This window comes from Streptomyces cyslabdanicus (assembly GCF_052663305.1).
In genome coordinates, this window is the sequence record NZ_JBQRUW010000038.1 from 33,225 (window position 1) to 47,518 (window position 14,294).

General features: G+C 73.2%; 15 protein-coding genes and 1 pseudogene. 7 read left to right on the top strand and 9 right to left on the bottom strand.

Annotation, left to right across the window (positions count from 1 at the left end; translation table 11 throughout):
• Positions 1-88: 88 nt before the first annotated feature.
• From ACTYVM_RS22430 to ACTYVM_RS22440, 3 genes are read left to right on the top strand one after another with little or no spacing between them, the layout of a single operon-like run.
• Positions 89-1,765: an NAD(P)/FAD-dependent oxidoreductase gene (locus ACTYVM_RS22430; protein WP_445527680.1), complete on the top strand. Its 1,677-nt coding sequence runs from the start codon at positions 89-91 to the stop codon at positions 1,763-1,765.
• Positions 1,766-1,776: 11 nt separating this feature from the next.
• The gene (locus ACTYVM_RS22435; protein WP_445527681.1) at positions 1,777-3,264 is read left to right on the top strand and encodes an ATP-binding protein; all 1,488 of its coding nucleotides are present in this window, start codon (positions 1,777-1,779) and stop codon (positions 3,262-3,264) included.
• A complete protein-coding gene (locus ACTYVM_RS22440; protein ID WP_445527652.1) occupies positions 3,261-3,611 on the top strand; it encodes a UBP-type zinc finger domain-containing protein in 351 nt (116 codons plus the stop codon). The genes ACTYVM_RS22435 and ACTYVM_RS22440 overlap by 4 nt, the downstream gene beginning before the upstream one ends.
• A gap of 156 nt (positions 3,612-3,767) precedes the next feature.
• On the opposite strand, the pseudogene ACTYVM_RS22445 reads toward ACTYVM_RS22440, so the two are convergent.
• The 6 genes and pseudogenes from ACTYVM_RS22445 to ACTYVM_RS22470 form a co-directional block, all read right to left on the bottom strand.
• Positions 3,768-3,899, bottom strand: a pseudogene (locus ACTYVM_RS22445) (alpha-ketoglutarate-dependent dioxygenase AlkB); the annotation flags it as partial.
• A complete protein-coding gene (locus ACTYVM_RS22450; protein ID WP_445527653.1) occupies positions 3,896-4,465 on the bottom strand; it encodes a hypothetical protein in 570 nt (189 codons plus the stop codon). The gene ACTYVM_RS22450 and the pseudogene ACTYVM_RS22445, both read right to left, overlap by 4 nt.
• Positions 4,462-4,758: an Ada metal-binding domain-containing protein gene (locus ACTYVM_RS22455; protein WP_445527654.1), complete on the bottom strand. Its 297-nt coding sequence runs from the start codon at positions 4,756-4,758 to the stop codon at positions 4,462-4,464. The genes ACTYVM_RS22450 and ACTYVM_RS22455 overlap by 4 nt, the downstream gene beginning before the upstream one ends.
• Positions 4,755-5,486 (bottom strand): 2OG-Fe(II) oxygenase, encoded by a 732-nt coding sequence (locus ACTYVM_RS22460; protein ID WP_445527655.1) that lies wholly within the window; start codon positions 5,484-5,486, stop codon positions 4,755-4,757. The genes ACTYVM_RS22455 and ACTYVM_RS22460 overlap by 4 nt, the downstream gene beginning before the upstream one ends.
• 80 nt (positions 5,487-5,566) lie before the next feature.
• On the bottom strand, positions 5,567-6,073 hold the full coding sequence (locus ACTYVM_RS22465) for a methylated-DNA--[protein]-cysteine S-methyltransferase (protein WP_445527656.1): 507 nt from the start codon (positions 6,071-6,073) through the stop codon (positions 5,567-5,569).
• A gap of 218 nt (positions 6,074-6,291) precedes the next feature.
• Positions 6,292-7,077 (bottom strand): 2OG-Fe(II) oxygenase, encoded by a 786-nt coding sequence (locus ACTYVM_RS22470; protein WP_445527657.1) that lies wholly within the window; start codon positions 7,075-7,077, stop codon positions 6,292-6,294.
• 282 nt (positions 7,078-7,359) lie between these two features.
• Between ACTYVM_RS22470 and ACTYVM_RS22475 the strand changes: the two genes are divergently transcribed.
• Together ACTYVM_RS22475 and ACTYVM_RS22480 are read left to right on the top strand one after the other, a co-directional pair.
• On the top strand, positions 7,360-8,037 hold the full coding sequence (locus tag ACTYVM_RS22475; protein ID WP_445527658.1) for an AIM24 family protein: 678 nt from the start codon (positions 7,360-7,362) through the stop codon (positions 8,035-8,037).
• 112 nt (positions 8,038-8,149) lie between these two features.
• Complete coding sequence (locus tag ACTYVM_RS22480; protein WP_445527659.1) at positions 8,150-9,109, top strand: threonine/serine dehydratase family protein; 960 nt, start codon at positions 8,150-8,152, stop codon at positions 9,107-9,109.
• A gap of 224 nt (positions 9,110-9,333) precedes the next feature.
• On the opposite strand, the gene ACTYVM_RS22485 is transcribed toward ACTYVM_RS22480, so the two are convergent.
• Entirely contained in the window at positions 9,334-10,317 is a 984-nt protein-coding gene (locus ACTYVM_RS22485) for an aldo/keto reductase (protein WP_445527660.1), read from the bottom strand.
• A 95-nt stretch (positions 10,318-10,412) separates the two neighbouring features.
• Entirely contained in the window at positions 10,413-11,120 is a 708-nt protein-coding gene (locus tag ACTYVM_RS22490) for a ribonuclease H family protein (RefSeq protein WP_445527661.1), read from the bottom strand.
• 169 nt (positions 11,121-11,289) lie between these two features.
• Between ACTYVM_RS22490 and ACTYVM_RS22495 the strand changes: the two genes are divergently transcribed.
• Entirely contained in the window at positions 11,290-12,297 is a 1,008-nt protein-coding gene (locus ACTYVM_RS22495) for a zinc-binding alcohol dehydrogenase family protein (RefSeq protein WP_445527682.1), read from the top strand.
• An 86-nt stretch (positions 12,298-12,383) separates the two neighbouring features.
• On the opposite strand, the gene ACTYVM_RS22500 is transcribed toward ACTYVM_RS22495, so the two are convergent.
• The gene (locus ACTYVM_RS22500; protein WP_445527662.1) at positions 12,384-12,866 is read right to left on the bottom strand and encodes a VOC family protein; all 483 of its coding nucleotides are present in this window, start codon (positions 12,864-12,866) and stop codon (positions 12,384-12,386) included.
• Between the two features lie 120 nt (positions 12,867-12,986).
• Between ACTYVM_RS22500 and ACTYVM_RS22505 the strand changes: the two genes are divergently transcribed.
• The gene (locus ACTYVM_RS22505; protein ID WP_445527663.1) at positions 12,987-14,189 is read left to right on the top strand and encodes an epoxide hydrolase family protein; all 1,203 of its coding nucleotides are present in this window, start codon (positions 12,987-12,989) and stop codon (positions 14,187-14,189) included.
• The last annotated feature ends 105 nt before the right edge of the window (positions 14,190-14,294 follow it).

Sequence of the window (14,294 nt, forward strand, 5' to 3'; positions counted from 1 at the left end):
ACGGACGCCCCTACGATGGACAGGAGCCGGCGCGGTGACGACGGGGGCGCACCGGGCCGCCGATCCGACCACGCGGGGTGACAGCGGCATGGCACAGGCCGTGGAGCAGGCACGGACCGTCATCATGACCGTGGACGACGATCCGGGGGTGTCCCGCGCCGTCGCCCGGGATCTCAGGCGGCACTACGGCGGGTCGTACCGGATCGTGCGCGCGGAGTCCGGCGAGTCCGCGCTGGACGCGCTGCGCGAGCTGAAGCTGCGCGGCGACCCCGTGGCCGTCATCGTGGCCGACTACCGCATGCCGCGGATGAACGGCATCGAGTTCCTCGAACAGGCCCTGGACATCCACCCCGGCGCCCGGCGGGTGCTGCTGACCGCGTACGCGGACACCGACGCGGCGATCGACGCGATCAACGTCGTCGACCTCGACCACTACCTCCTCAAGCCCTGGGACCCGCCCGAGGAGAAGCTGTACCCGGTCCTGGACGACCTGCTCCAGGTCTGGCGGAGCAGCGATTACCGGCCGGTGCCGAGCACGAAGGTGGTGGGGCACCGCTGGTCGGCGCGGTCCTCCCAGGTACGGGAGTTCCTGGCCCGCAACCAGGTGCCGTACCGCTGGTACTCCTCGGACGAGCCCGAGGGGAGGCGGCTGCTGGCCGCGGCCGGGCAGGACGGTCAGCGGCTGCCGCTGGTGGTCACCCCGGACGGCACCACGCTGCTCGAACCGGAGCCGGCCGAACTCGCGGCCCACGTGGGGCTCGCGACGACACCGGCCGCCGACTTCTACGACCTGGTGGTGGTCGGCGGCGGCCCGGCCGGGCTCGGCGCGGCCGTCTACGGGGCCTCCGAGGGGCTGCGGACGGTGCTCGTGGAGCGCTCGGCGACCGGCGGGCAGGCGGGGCAGAGCTCACGGATCGAGAACTACCTCGGGTTCCCGGACGGCGTCTCCGGTGCCCAGCTCACCGACCGGGCCCGCCGGCAGGCGACCCGGTTCGGCGCGGAGATCCTGACCGCGCGCGAGGTGACCGGCCTCGAGGTCTGCGGCGCGGCGCGGATCGTACGGTTCTCCGACAGTTCGGCCGTCGCCGCGCACAGCGTGATCCTGGCGACCGGCGTGTCCTACCGGCAGCTTCCGGCGGCCGGCGTGGAGGAGCTGACCGGGTGCGGGGTGTTCTACGGTTCGTCGCTGACCGAGGCGTCCTCCTGCCAGGGGCAGGACATCTACATCGTCGGCGGCGCCAACTCCGCGGGGCAGGCCGCGATGTACCTGTCCCGGGGCGCGAAGTCGGTGACCCTGCTGGTGCGCGGGGCGTCGCTGGCGGCGTCGATGTCGTACTACCTGATCCAGCAGATCGAGGAGGCCCCCAACATCACCGTGCGCACGGGCACCGTCGTGGACGCGGCACACGGCTCGGGCCACCTGGAGAAGCTGGCCCTGCGCGACACGGCCACCGGGGAGAGCGAACTCGTCGACGCGCAGTGGATGTTCGTGTTCATCGGCGCGGCGCCGCGGACCGACTGGCTGGGCGGCACGGTGCTGCGGGACGGGCGCGGGTTCATCCTGTCCGGGCCCGACCTCACCGCCGACGGGCGGCCGCCGCCGGGGTGGGAGCTGGACCGGCCGCCGTACCACCTGGAGACCAACGTGCCCGGCGTGTTCGTCGCCGGTGACGCGCGGGCGGAGTCCGCCAAGCGGGTCGCGTCCGCCGTCGGAGAGGGAGCCATGGCCGTGCTGCTCGTGCACCGTTACCTGGAGCAGTCGTGAGCGGCCGGCGGATGCCGTGCAGCCCCGGTGAGATCGGCTCGCTGTTCCTGTTCGAGAAGCTCCGGCCCGAGCAGTTGGGCCGGCTGTGCGCCGAGGGCCGGGTGGAGAGTTTCGACCCCGGCCCGGTGTACACCGAGGGCGAGCCGGCCACCTGCTTCTACGTGATGATCGAGGGCACGGTGGTGCTCTCCCGCCGGGTCGGCGGCGACGACGTGGAGGTCAGCCGGACCTCGCAGCGCGGGGTGTACTCGGGTGCCATGCAGGCGTACCTCGGGGACCGGCTGCGGCAGGTCTACATCAACTCGATGCGGGTCACGGAGCCGACGCGGTTCTTCGTGCTGCCCGCCGACGCGTTCGCGGACATCATGCGGGAATGGTTCCCGATGGCGGTGCACCTGCTGGAGGGGCTGTTCCTCGGGTCCAAGAGCACCCAGGCGGCCGTCGGACAGCGTGAGCGGCTGCTGGCGCTCGGCTCGCTGTCGGCCGGACTGACCCATGAGCTCAACAACCCCGCGGCGGCGGCCGTACGGGCCACCGCGGCACTGCGGGAACGGGTGGCCAGGATGCGGCGCAAGCTCGCCGTGATCGCCGAAGGGCCGTTCTCCCGGGAGCAGTTGACCAACCTCATCGAGATCCAGGAGCGTACGGCCGAGCGGGTCGCCAAGGCCCCGGAGCTCAGCCCGCTCCAGGCCGCCGACCGCGAGGACGCCCTCACCGACTGGCTGGAGGACCACGGTATCGACCCGGGCCCGCAGCAGGCGCCCACCTTCGTCCAGGCGGGGCTGGACGTCGACTGGCTGGAGCAGGTCGCGGCGGCCGTCGACGAGGAGATCCTGCCGGGTGCCGTGGGGTGGCTCAACTACGCGGTGGAGACCGAACTGCTGATGGACGAGATCACGGACTCCGCCACCCGGATCTCCCGTCTCGTGGACGCCGCCAAGCAGTACTCCCAGCTGGACCGCGCCCCCTACCAGGTCGCCGATGTACACCAACTCCTCGACAGCACCCTGCTGATGCTGTCGGGCAAGATCGGGCCGCGCATCGAGGTCGTCAAGGAGTACGACCGGACACTGCCGCGGATCCCCGCCTGTCCGGCCGAACTCAACCAGGTGTGGACCAACCTGATCGACAACGCGGTGTCCGCCATGAACGGCGCGGGCGGCGAGGGCACACTGACCGTGCGGACCGCGCTCCACCACGACCGGCTGCTGGTCGAGTTCCGGGACACCGGACCGGGGGTGCCGCCGGAGATCCGGGACCGCATCTTCGACCCGTTCTTCACCACCAAGCCCGTCGGCCAGGGCACCGGCCTCGGTCTTGACATCTCCTGGCGGATCGTCGTCAACAAGCACCACGGCGCCCTGCGCGTGGAGTCGGTGCCGGGCGACACCCGGTTCCAGGTGCTGCTGCCGCTGACCGCCGGGGAAGGCGACGGACCGGCGGCGGCCGGACCGCCGCTCGTCGCCGAGGACCGTCCGACATCCGAGGAGCCGACATGACCCGTGACACCGGAATCGACCCCCGCGTGCCGCCCAGCGGCGCCGGCTGCGCCGAGTGCGACGCGGCCGGCGGCTGGTGGTTCCATCTGCGGCGCTGCGCCCGCTGCGGCCACATCGGCTGCTGCGACGACTCCCCCGGCAAGCACGCCACCGCCCACCACCGGGCCACCGGGCACCCGGTGATCCGCAGCTACGAGCCCGGCGAGGACTGGTTCTGGAACTTCGACACGAACGAGTTCTACGAGTCCGGCCCCGAGCTCGCGCCGCCCGTGAGCCACCCGGCGGACCAGCCGACCCCGGGCCCGGCGGGACGGGTCCCGGCGAACTGGGCGGACTCCCTGCGCTGAACCGCGCCGTGGTGGTCGCGCAGCAGGGCGTCGTGGGCCCACGGGCAGCGAGCGAGGCCGTCGACGCCGGTCACGGCGGCCACCGCGCCTCCTCGGGACCGGTGAGGCCGGTGACGCGCATCGTGATGTTCAGCCGGCCGGAGTCCAGGCCGCGGGCGGGACCGGGCCACCGGCCCAGGCGCGGCAGGCGGCGACCGGTTCACGCTGTTCGCCGAGGGCGAGCCGGCCCGGCACGTGCACGGCGCCGGGCGCGACCTCCGTGGCGGGCCGGGGAATCAGCGCGCTCACGCAGTCACCCCGCCCGGCGGGTAGGAGGTGACCCACGCCCCCCGTGCGTCCCAGGTGCCGCCGTCGGCGCTCGCACCGCGCAGCCCGCTCAGTGTGCCGGGGCCGGCGAGCGCGGTCAGGCGGGAGGTGTTCAGTGAGGAGAACGCGACGGTGCGCGCCGGGTCCATATCGGTGGACTGGCGCAGGCGGCGCGCGAGTTGGGCGAATCCCAGCACGGCGGCGGCGATCACCCAGGCGTCGGGGGTCTCGGCGGTCAGACGCCTCGCCGGGCGCAGCCAGGAGGCGGCCGTCTCCGGCCAGTCCACCACCGTGAGCACCCGTCCGCCTCGGGCCGTCCACGCGTTCGCGAACGCCTGGGCGGCGGCGCGGGAGGCGTCGTCGCGGCTGTGTCCGATCGCGACCGTCTCGATCCGTGGCTTCGGCCCCGTCAGCAGGCCGAGGAGCGAAGCGAGTTCGGCGCCGGTGTGCGGCCGGGGCAGGGGCAGGTCGCCGGCGTGGGTGGCGAGGTCGGCCGGGCTGATGAGGGGCGAGCGGGAGTCCTCGCCCTGCTCGGTGAGGGGGTTCATGGGGTGGTGGTGCCTTCTCGTTCGGCTTTCCAGCGGGCGTACGCTCTCGGCAGGCACACGGCGCAGGGCCGGTATCCGGCGGCGACCGCGGCGGCCTCGTCGGCGAAGAACACCCGGTGTGTGACGTAGTGGCCGCAGGCGATGGCCCGCAGCGCGGACGGGCAGTCCAGCCGACCGTACAGCCGCCCGCGGCGGTGTCCGCCGAGCGTGCCGGGTACCGGGCTCTGGTAGGGCCGTCCGTCCCCGCCGAGCAGGGTGTAGGTGCGTGCGGGTTCACCGGGGGCGGGGGTCATGCGGCGTCGTGGAAGACGAGGCCGAGGGTGTGCCGGCGGCCGGAGCGGACGGTGCTCACACCGTGCCGCATCGGCCCGTTCGACCAGCCGCGTCGGGTGGCCACCGGCCGGTCGCGGGTGGTGAAGACCAGGCCGTGGCCCTGGGGCAGGGTGGTGGCCGAGCCGCGGGACTGTGCGCGGGGGCGCTGCTCGGTCATCAGGAACTCCCCGCCGGTGAAGTCGGTGCCGGGGGCGTCGAGGCCGATGACGACCTGCAGGGGGAAGAGCATGTCGCCGAACACGTCGCGGTGCAGGGCGTTCCAGTCGCCGGGCCCGTAGCGCAGGAGGATCTGCGCGGACTTGGCCTGCCCCGCCTCGTGGCACATCCGGAGCCATTCGGTCAGGGCGTCGGGCCAGGGTGCGGGCTTGCCGAGCCTGGCGGCCCAGTCGCGTGCGATGGGCAGCAGGCGGGGGTAGAACGCCTCGCGCAGATCCCGCACGAGGTCGGGCAGGTCGTGGGTGAAGTAGCGGTACTGGCCGGATCCGAAGCGGTGGCGGGCCATGTCCACGGTCGTACGGAAGCGGTCGGGCCGGTCGTAGAGGGCGGTGATCTCGCGGCACTCGGCGGGGGTGAGGATCTGCCCGGTCAGGGCGTTGCCGTGCTCGTCGAGTTCGCCTGCGAGGGCGGCCCAGTCGGTCTGTGCGACCCGGCCGGCGACCGGGCCCGCGAGTCGGGTGGTGCAGGTCATGACGGGGATTCCTCGGATCGGTGAGAGGGGTGCCGCCCGGCCCCGTTCGCCGCGCGGAGACGGCCGGGGCCGGGGGCCGGTCAGGCGGCCTGGTGGACGTTTTCGAGGTCCAGGAGCTGTTGCTTGCGCGCCAGGCCGCCGGCGTAGCCGGTCAGCCGCCCGCCGGCGCCGATCACGCGGTGGCAGGGGCGCACGACCAGCAGCGGGTTCGCGCCGATCGCCGTGCCCACGGCGCGCACCGCGGCCCTCGCCGCGCCGATCCTGTCGGCGATGTCGCCGTAGGTGAGAGTGGTGCCGTACGGGATGGTCTCCAGTGCCGTCCACACCCGCTGCTGGAAGTCCGAGCCGCTGGTGACGTACTCGATGTCGAAGCGGGTCCGCCGGCCCTCGAAGTAGGAGCGCAGCTGGGCGGCGATCTCGGTGAACGCCTCCGGCTTGCTGATCCAGCCGTCCTGGACGACGGCCCCGTACTTCTGGCCGGGCACGGACAGCGAGGCGAGCGCGGTGCCGCCCGTCGCGGTGGCCGACTCCTCGCCCACCAGCAACAGTTCGCCCAGCGGGCTGTCCATCGTCGTGTAGACCGTCATCGGTCCATGTCCTTTCGTGCAGTCTCGAAGTCCTGGTGTCACCATCCACTTTGCGGCTTGTCAGCCATAATGTCCGGCGGGATTCGGCCGTCGCTCTGTGAGGTGGCGGGCAAGGGGCGCGGTCCCCGGGGGCCGTGAACTGTGTGTGACACCGAACAGCGGCAGGATGTCGCGCGCCGGTGGTCGCTCAGCCTCACGCCGGGATCGGAAGGCGCGGATCAGCGGGCGTTGTGGAAGATGAGGCCGAGGGTGGTGCGCTGCCCGGACTCGACGGCGTTGGTGCCGTGGCGCATCGGGTGGCGGCGAAAGCCGTTCCTGGCGCTGATCGGGCGGTGCCGCACGGGGAAGATCATTCCCTGACCGAGCTGGGGCTTGACGACGATCGCGCGGGACTGGAGGCGGGGCCGCTGCTCGACGAAGACGTTCTCGCCGCCGGTGAAGTCCTCACCGGGCTGGTTGAGCATGATCGCGATCTGCAGCGGGAAGACGATCTCGCCGTAGATGTCCTGGTGCAGGCATGCGTAGTCGCCGGGGCCGTACTGGAGGATCAGCGGAGTGGAGCGGTGCTGCCCGTTGTCCGCGCACTCGGCCAGCAACTCGTCCAAGGTGAGGGGGAAGGTACGCTCGCTCAGCCGCGGCGCCCATTGGTTGGCCATCCACGCCATCGGCGGATACAGCCGCTCCCGCAGGGTCTGGATCAGCGGCACGGCCGCCGGGTCGGCGTAATACCTGTAGGTGCCGCGGCCGAACTGGTAACGCTGCATGACAACGGTGGAGCGGAACAGGCCGGGCTCGTCGAACGTGTCGATGACCTCCTCGCACTGGGCGCGGGAAAGCAGTGGCGGGGTGAGGGCCACGCCCTCTTCGTTCAGCCGCGCATACAGCTCCTCCCAGTCGAGTCCGCTGAGCGCGGGCAGGCCCGGAGTCATGGGGATCCGGGGCGCTCGACCGGCCGGTGCGGCGGGGGCGAACAGGGCGTCGGCGGCAGACGCGGGCTGGTTCATGGGGAGGTCTTTCGCGGGTCGTCGTGGCGGGGCGGGCCGTGTCCGGCTCCCGCGAGGACGTCGGACTCGGGGCGACCATGCGGCACCGTGATCGATGCTCGCGCCGGGGCGACCCACGTGCCGGCGATATTCGGACGTCGCGCTTGCATGCCGGCCACTCGTATTCATCAGGACCCGGCGCCGGCCGTGCCGATGGAGATATCCCCTGCCCGGCACGGCCGTGGAAAACGACCTCGCTGAGTGATCTTGGCGGAACGGGCGCCTCCGGGCCAGGATGCCCGCATGAAGGGTGACCTGTTCTCCAGTCAGTACGTGGTGGGCCCCGCGAGCGCGCCGGGCATGTCCGTCGAGAACGCCAAGTGCGTCAGGTACACGGTGGACGGCGAGATGGTCGCCCGCCAGGGTTCGATGGTGGCCTACCGCGGCGACCTGCGGTTCGAGCGCAGGGGCCAGGGCGTCGGGGGCATGCTCAAGCGGGCGGTCACCGGGGAGGGGCTGCCGCTGATGACGGTGCGCGGGCAGGGCGAGGCCTGGTTCGCGCAGGAGGCCCGGAACTGCTTCGTCGTCGAGGTCGACCCGGGTGAGGAGTTCACCGTCAACGGCCGCAACGTGCTGTGCTTCGACGCGACGCTGTCGTACCGGATCACGACGGTCAAGGGTTCGGGCATCGCGGGCGGTGGTCTGTTCAACAGCGTGTTCACCGGGCAGGGCCGCCTCGGTCTGGTGTGCGAGGGCAGCCCGCTGGTCCTACCGGTCACGCCGCAGCAGCCGGTGTACGTCGACACGGACGCGGTCGTCGGCTGGACCGCCCGCCTCCAGACGTCGCTGCACCGTTCGCAGTCGTTCGGCTCGATGCTGCGCGGTGGGTCCGGCGAGGCGGTGCAGCTGCTGCTGGAGGGCGAGGGCTACGTCGTCGTCCGGCCCAGCGAGGCGCCGGCGTACCGGCCCCAGCAGCACTGAGGAGGCCGACCCTGGTCGAGGGACTCCGCTAGACCTGTTGACCTGTGCGCCCCCGGCAGGTGAGGGTCGGGACGGCGCGGATCATCACCCCGCGCCGGAAAGGTGGACTGCCGTGATCGGCATCTCGGAGATCGAAACCGCGGCCGAGCGGATCGCCGGACACGTCGTGCGCACACCGACCGTGCCGAGCCCCGGCCTGTCCGCGCTGCTCGGTGCCCCGGTGACCGCGAAGCTGGAGCTGTTGCAGCGCACGGGCTCCTTCAAGGCGCGCGGCGCGACGGCGCGACTGCTGACGCTCGACGCGGCGGAGCGGGCCGCGGGCGTGGTCGCGGTCAGCGGCGGCAACCACGGGATCGCGCTCGCCGTCATGGCCGCCGCGCTGCATGTGAAGGCCACCGTGGTCATGCCGCACTCCGCGCCCGCGCGGTCCGTCGCGGTCGCGGAGGAGGCCGGGGCGTCGGTGCGGCTGACCGACGGCATGGACGAGGCGTTCGCCCTGGCCGCGCGGCTGCGGGACGAGGGGCTCACGCTGGTCCATCCCTTCGACGACGAGGTAGTGGTCGCCGGGCAGGGCACCGTCGGCCTGGAGCTGGCCGCGGACGCCGGTGAGCTGACCGACGTGCTCGTCAGCATCGGCGGCGGCGGGCTGATCGCCGGCGTCGCCGCGGCGCTGCGCGCGCTGCGGCCCGGGGTGCGGGTCTGGGGCGTGGAGACCGGGGGCGCCCAAGCCATGTCCGAGGCGCTGGCCTCCGGCGGCCCCGTGCCGGTGGCCCTCTCCTCGATCGTGACGACGCTGAGCGCGCCGACGGTGTCCCAGCTGACGTACGACCATGTCCGCGCCCTCGTCCACGAGGTGCTCGTGGTGCCCGACCGGGAGGCCGTACGAGGCTGCCTCGACCTCGCCGAACACGGAAGAGTCTGGGCCGAGCCCGCCGCCGGCTGTCTGCTGCCGGCCGCCCGGCTGGTACGGGAGCGGATCGGCCCCGACGTCCGGCTCGGCCTGGTGGTGTGCGGCGGCAACGCGGCGATCGCCGACGTCATGTCCTGGGCGGACCGGTTCGCACTGCGCTGAGCCGCGACACCGGTGCCGGCCGGCGTCGGCACCGTCCGCATGCCGTGCTGGCGCCGGGCGAGGAGGAGACCGTAATCACGGCCTCATCCTCGCGGTGGTGCTCGCGGGGAGCTGGGCGAGGCCGCCGCCGTCGCCTGGGCGGGTGCCGTGGCCCGGGCCGGCCCGCGCCCCGGGCCGGCCCCTGTGTCCTGCGGGTTTCCCGGCGAGCGGTCCTCGACCCGCCGCTACCAGCGGGCCTCCACCTGGTCCTTGATCCGGCGCTCGTAGAGGTCCCGGATCGCCGCGAGGGTCTCCTCGCCCAGCGGGGGCAGCTTCGCGGCGGCGGCGTTCGCGCGTGCCTGTTCCGGCGAGCGGGCGCCCGGGATGACCGTGGTGACGCCCGGCTGCTGGATGATCCAGCGCAGCGCGAGCTGGGCCGGGGTCCAGCCCTCGGGGGCGAGCGCGGCGAACTCGGCCGCGGCCTCCACGCCCGTGGCGAAGTCGATGCCGGAGAAGGTCTCGCCCTGGTCGAAGGCCTCGCCGTGCCGGTTGTAGGTGCGGTGGTCGTCGGCGGCGAAGACGGTGTCCTTGGTGTACTTGCCCGACAGCAGCCCGGAGGCGAGCGGGACCCGGGCGATGATGCCGACGCCCGCCTCCCGCGCCGCGGGCAGCACCTCGCGCAGCGGCTTCATGCGGAACGGGTTGAGGATGATCTGCACGCTGGCCACGTTCGGCCGGGCGATCGCCGTCAGCGCCTCGGCGCAGGTCTCCACGCTGACGCCGTAGGCGGCGATCCGCTCCTCCTCCACCAGGGTGTCCAGCGCGTCGAACACCGCGTCGCTGGAGTACACGGGGGTGGGCGGGCAGTGCAGCTGCACCAGGTCGATACGGTCGACGCCCAGGTTGCGCCGGGAACGGTCGTTCCAGGCGCGGAAGTTGTCCAGGACGTAGTTCTCCGGGATCTGGTCGACGCGCCGGCCCATCTTGGTGGCGACCAGCACATGGTGGTCCGGCCGGCTGCCGAGGAAGGTGGCGATGGCCGACTCGCTGCGCCCGTCGCCGTAGACGTCGGCCGTGTCGAAGAAGGTCACCCCCGACTCGGCGGCCGCCTCCAGCACGGAGAGGGCGTCCTTGTCGTCCACGTCGCCCCAGTCGGCGCCCAGTTGCCAGGTGCCGAGCCCGACGACCGACGCGTGCTGGTGCGACCTGCCGAATTCACGTTCGTCCATGGCGACAGTCTGTCATCAGCCGCCCCACGGCGCCGGATCGGGCCGCTCCGGGCGCTCACCCGTACAGAGGCGCCGACCCGTTCGCGTCGAGGCGGCTATCCGGCGGCCGCCGCACGGCACTCGGGGTGGCCCCAGCCCTGGTCGTTGCGGGCGATGGACTCGCCGGCCGCGTAGGAGCGGCCGCACACGCAGTGGCCGGGGAACTTCGCCTTGATCGTGCGGGACGACGCGCCGCCGCCGCGCGGCCGTGCCGCCGACTTGGCGCCGTTCGCGCGGCGGCGCGGGGAGGCCGAGGCGGGGGCGGCCGGCGGGGGCTCCGGCGAGCCGAGGGCACTGCCCGCGGACTGCTGCACGCTCGCCGCCTGGCTGGCCGCCCGGTCGGCGAAGTCGTTCAGCGGGTCGCCGTCGACCTGGTGGGCGGGCACATAGCGGAAGTCGACCGAGCGGCCCTGGAGCAGCTCGTCGATCCGCACGACCAGTTCCTGGTTGGCGACCGGCTTGCCCGCGGCCGTCTTCCAGCCGTTGCGTTTCCAGCCGGGCAGCCAGGTGGTCACGGCCTTCATCGCGTACTGCGAGTCCATCCGCACCTCGAGCGGCACGTCCGGGTCGGTCGCCGTCAACAACCGCTCCAGCGCGGTGAGTTCCGCGACGTTGTTGGTGGCGGTGCCCAGCGCTCCCGCCTCCCAGCGGGCGGGACTCACCGCGTCGTCCGAGACGACCCACGCCCAGCCCGCCGGACCCGGATTTCCCTTCGACGCCCCGTCGCAGGCGGCCACCACACGTTCACGCATGGGCTCGATCATGCCACGGCCGGACGGGCCCTTCGAACCGCCGGCCGCGGGGGCCCGTGGTAGGGCGGCGGCGCGTACCAGGCCGCGCCGCGCGCCGAACGGTCCGGCCTGTTCCACACTGGGGACGAACGGGGGGACCGGGCGGCCACGGCGGACGGGGCGCGAGATGACGGACGGCACGATGCGGGCGTGGACGGTGACCGACCCCCGGCCGGTGGAGGAGGGCCCGCTGCGGCTGACATCGAAGCCGGTCCCCGTGCCGGGTGACGACGAACTGCTGGTGCACGTGCGCGCGTGCGGGGTGTGCCGCACGGATCTGCATGTCACCGAGGGTGATCTGCCGGTGCACCGGCCCGGGGTCACCCCCGGCCACGAGGTCGTGGGCGTGGTCGCGGACCGGGGACGGGCGGTGAACGGCTTCGCGCCCGGCGACCGGGTGGGCGTGGCCTGGCTGCGCCGCACCGACGGCACCTGCGCGTACTGCCTGCGCGGCGCGGAGAACCTGTGCCCGGCCTCCCGGTACACCGGCTGGGACACCGACGGCGGCTACGCCGAGTACACGACCGTCCCGGCCGCCTTCGCCTACCGGCTGCCCGGCGAGGTCGAGGACGTGGCGCTCGCGCCGCTGCTGTGCGCGGGCATCATCGGCTACCGGGCACTGCGCCGGGCCGCGCTGCCGGCCGGCGGGCGCCTCGGCCTGTACGGGTTCGGCGGCAGCGCCCACCTGTGCGCCCAGGTGGCACTCGCCGACGGCGCCCGGGTGCACGTCATGACCCGGGGGGCGGACGCGCGGCGACTCGCGTTCGAGCTGGGCGCGGCCTCGGCCCAGGACGCGTACGCGGTGCCGCCCGAGCCCCTGGACAGTGCGATCCTGTTCGCCCCCGTGGGCGACCTGGTCCCGGTCGCGCTGCGGGCCCTGGACCGCGGCGGCGTCCTGTCCGTGGCCGGCATCCACCTGAGCGACACACCGCCCCTGCACTACGAGAGCGAACTCTTCTACGAGAAGGAACTGCGCAGCGTCACCTCGAACACGCGCGAGGACGGCCGGGACTTCCTCGCCCTGGCCGCCCGGCACGGGGTGCGCGCCACCACGCACACCTATCCGCTCTCGCGGGCCCCGCAGGCGCTGGAGGACCTCAAAGCCGGCCGCTTCGACGGGGCCGCGGTGCTGGTGAACGACCTGTCCTGACCGGGGCGCGCGCGGTCGCCCCGGCGCGGGCGACAGCGGGGCCGGTCCACTCCCCCGGATGGGTGGACCGGCCCCGTCGCCCGCCGTCACTCGCCCGCGTACGCCCTCTCCAGGGCCGCGATGTCGAGCTTGCCCATGGCGAGCATCGCCTGCGTGGTGCGGGCCGCCTTCTCGGCGTCGGGGTCGCTGATCAGCTCGATGAGCCGGGCAGGGACCACCTGCCAGGAGACGCCGTACCTGTCCTTGACCCAGCCGCAGGGGCCGGGCTCGCCGCCGTTCTCGGTGAGCCTGGTCCAGTAGTGGTCGACCTCCTCCTGGTTCTCGCAGTAGATCTGGAAGGAGATCGACTCGTTGAACGTGAACTGCGGGCCTCCGTTGAGCGCGACGAACTTCTGGCCGTTCGCCACGAAGTCGACGGTGATCACGGATCCGGCCGGACCCGGTCCGGCCTCGTTGTAGCGGCTGATCCTCCCGATGGCGGAGTTCTTGAAGATCGAGACGTAGTACTGGGCGGCCTCCTCGGCCTGGCCGTCGAACCAGAGACAGGTGGTGAATCCTTCGGTGGCCACGGGTTCCTCCTGGAGTTCGGGACGCGGGTCATGTGTATCGACCGGCCCGCGCCGCGAAACTCATCGGCGCGTGGGAAAAACGGCGGGGCGCTCCGACGGCCCGGAACTAGCATCGCGGGCATGACGACGTCACCGCCCGCCGACGGCATCCGGCCCTTCCGGCTCAGCGTCCCGCAGAGCGACCTCGACGACCTGCACGAGCGCCTCGACCGCACCCGCTGGCCGGACGAGCTGCCAGGCGTGGGCTGGGACTACGGCGTTCCCCTCGGCTACCTGCGCGAGCTCGTGCGGTACTGGCGGCACGACTACGACTGGCGGGCGGCCGAGGCGCGGCTGAACCAGTTGCCGCAGTTCACGACCACGATCGACGGGGCGCAGGTGCACTTCGCCCACGTCCGCTCCCCGGAGCCGGACGCCACCCCGCTGGTCGTCACGCACGGCTGGCCGGGCTCCGTCGTCGAGTTCCTCGACATCGTGGGCCCGCTCACCGACCCGGCCGCGCACGGCGGCGACCCGGCCGACGCCTTCCATGTCGTCCTGCCGACCATTCCGGGCTTCGGACTGTCCGGGCCCACCACCGAACGGGGCTGGGAGGCGGGACGGGTCGCCGACGCGTGGGCCGAGCTGATGCGGCGGCTCGGCTACGAGCGGTTCGGCGCGCAGGGCGGCGACTGGGGCGCGGCGATCTCCCGCGAGCTGGGCCGTGCCCACCCCCGCCGGGTGATCGGCGTCCACCTGAACCTGCTGCCGGGCGCGCAGCAGTCCACCGAGCCGACCGGGGAGGAGCTGGCCGTGCTCGGCCCCGAGGAGCGGGAGCGGACGCTCGCCTCGTGGCGGCGCTGGGACGCCTGGCAGCGGGAGGGCACGGGCTACGCGGTGCTGCACGCCACCCGCCCGCAGACCCTGGCGTACGCCCTCACCGACTCGCCCGTCGGCCAACTCGCCTGGATCGTGGAGAAGTTCCGCGAGTGGACGGACTGCGACGAGCTGCCCGAGGAGGCCGTCGACCGGGACCGGCTGCTCACCGACGTGATGCTGTACTGGCTGACCGGGACGGCCGGTTCCTCCGCACGGATCTACTACGAGCGGGCGCACGCCTCGGGCCGGGCCGCCGCGCCCGCCGAGCCGTCGACCGCGCCGACCGCGCTCGCCGTCTTCCCGGCCGAACTGCAGCTCCCGCTGCGGCACAGGGCGGAGCGCACCGAGAACATCGTGCGCTGGACGCGGTTCGACCGGGGCGGGCACTTCGCGGCGATGGAGGAGCCGGATCTGCTGGTCGCGGACGTGCGGGCGTTCTTCCGGCAGGTGCGCGAGAAGGGCTGACGGGTGCCGCTCTGCCCGTGGCGGATCTGCCACGGGCAGAGAAACCGGACGCGGCGGTGACACCGGGCCGACAGTGGGGTGGCATCCGTGCCACGACAAGGAGAC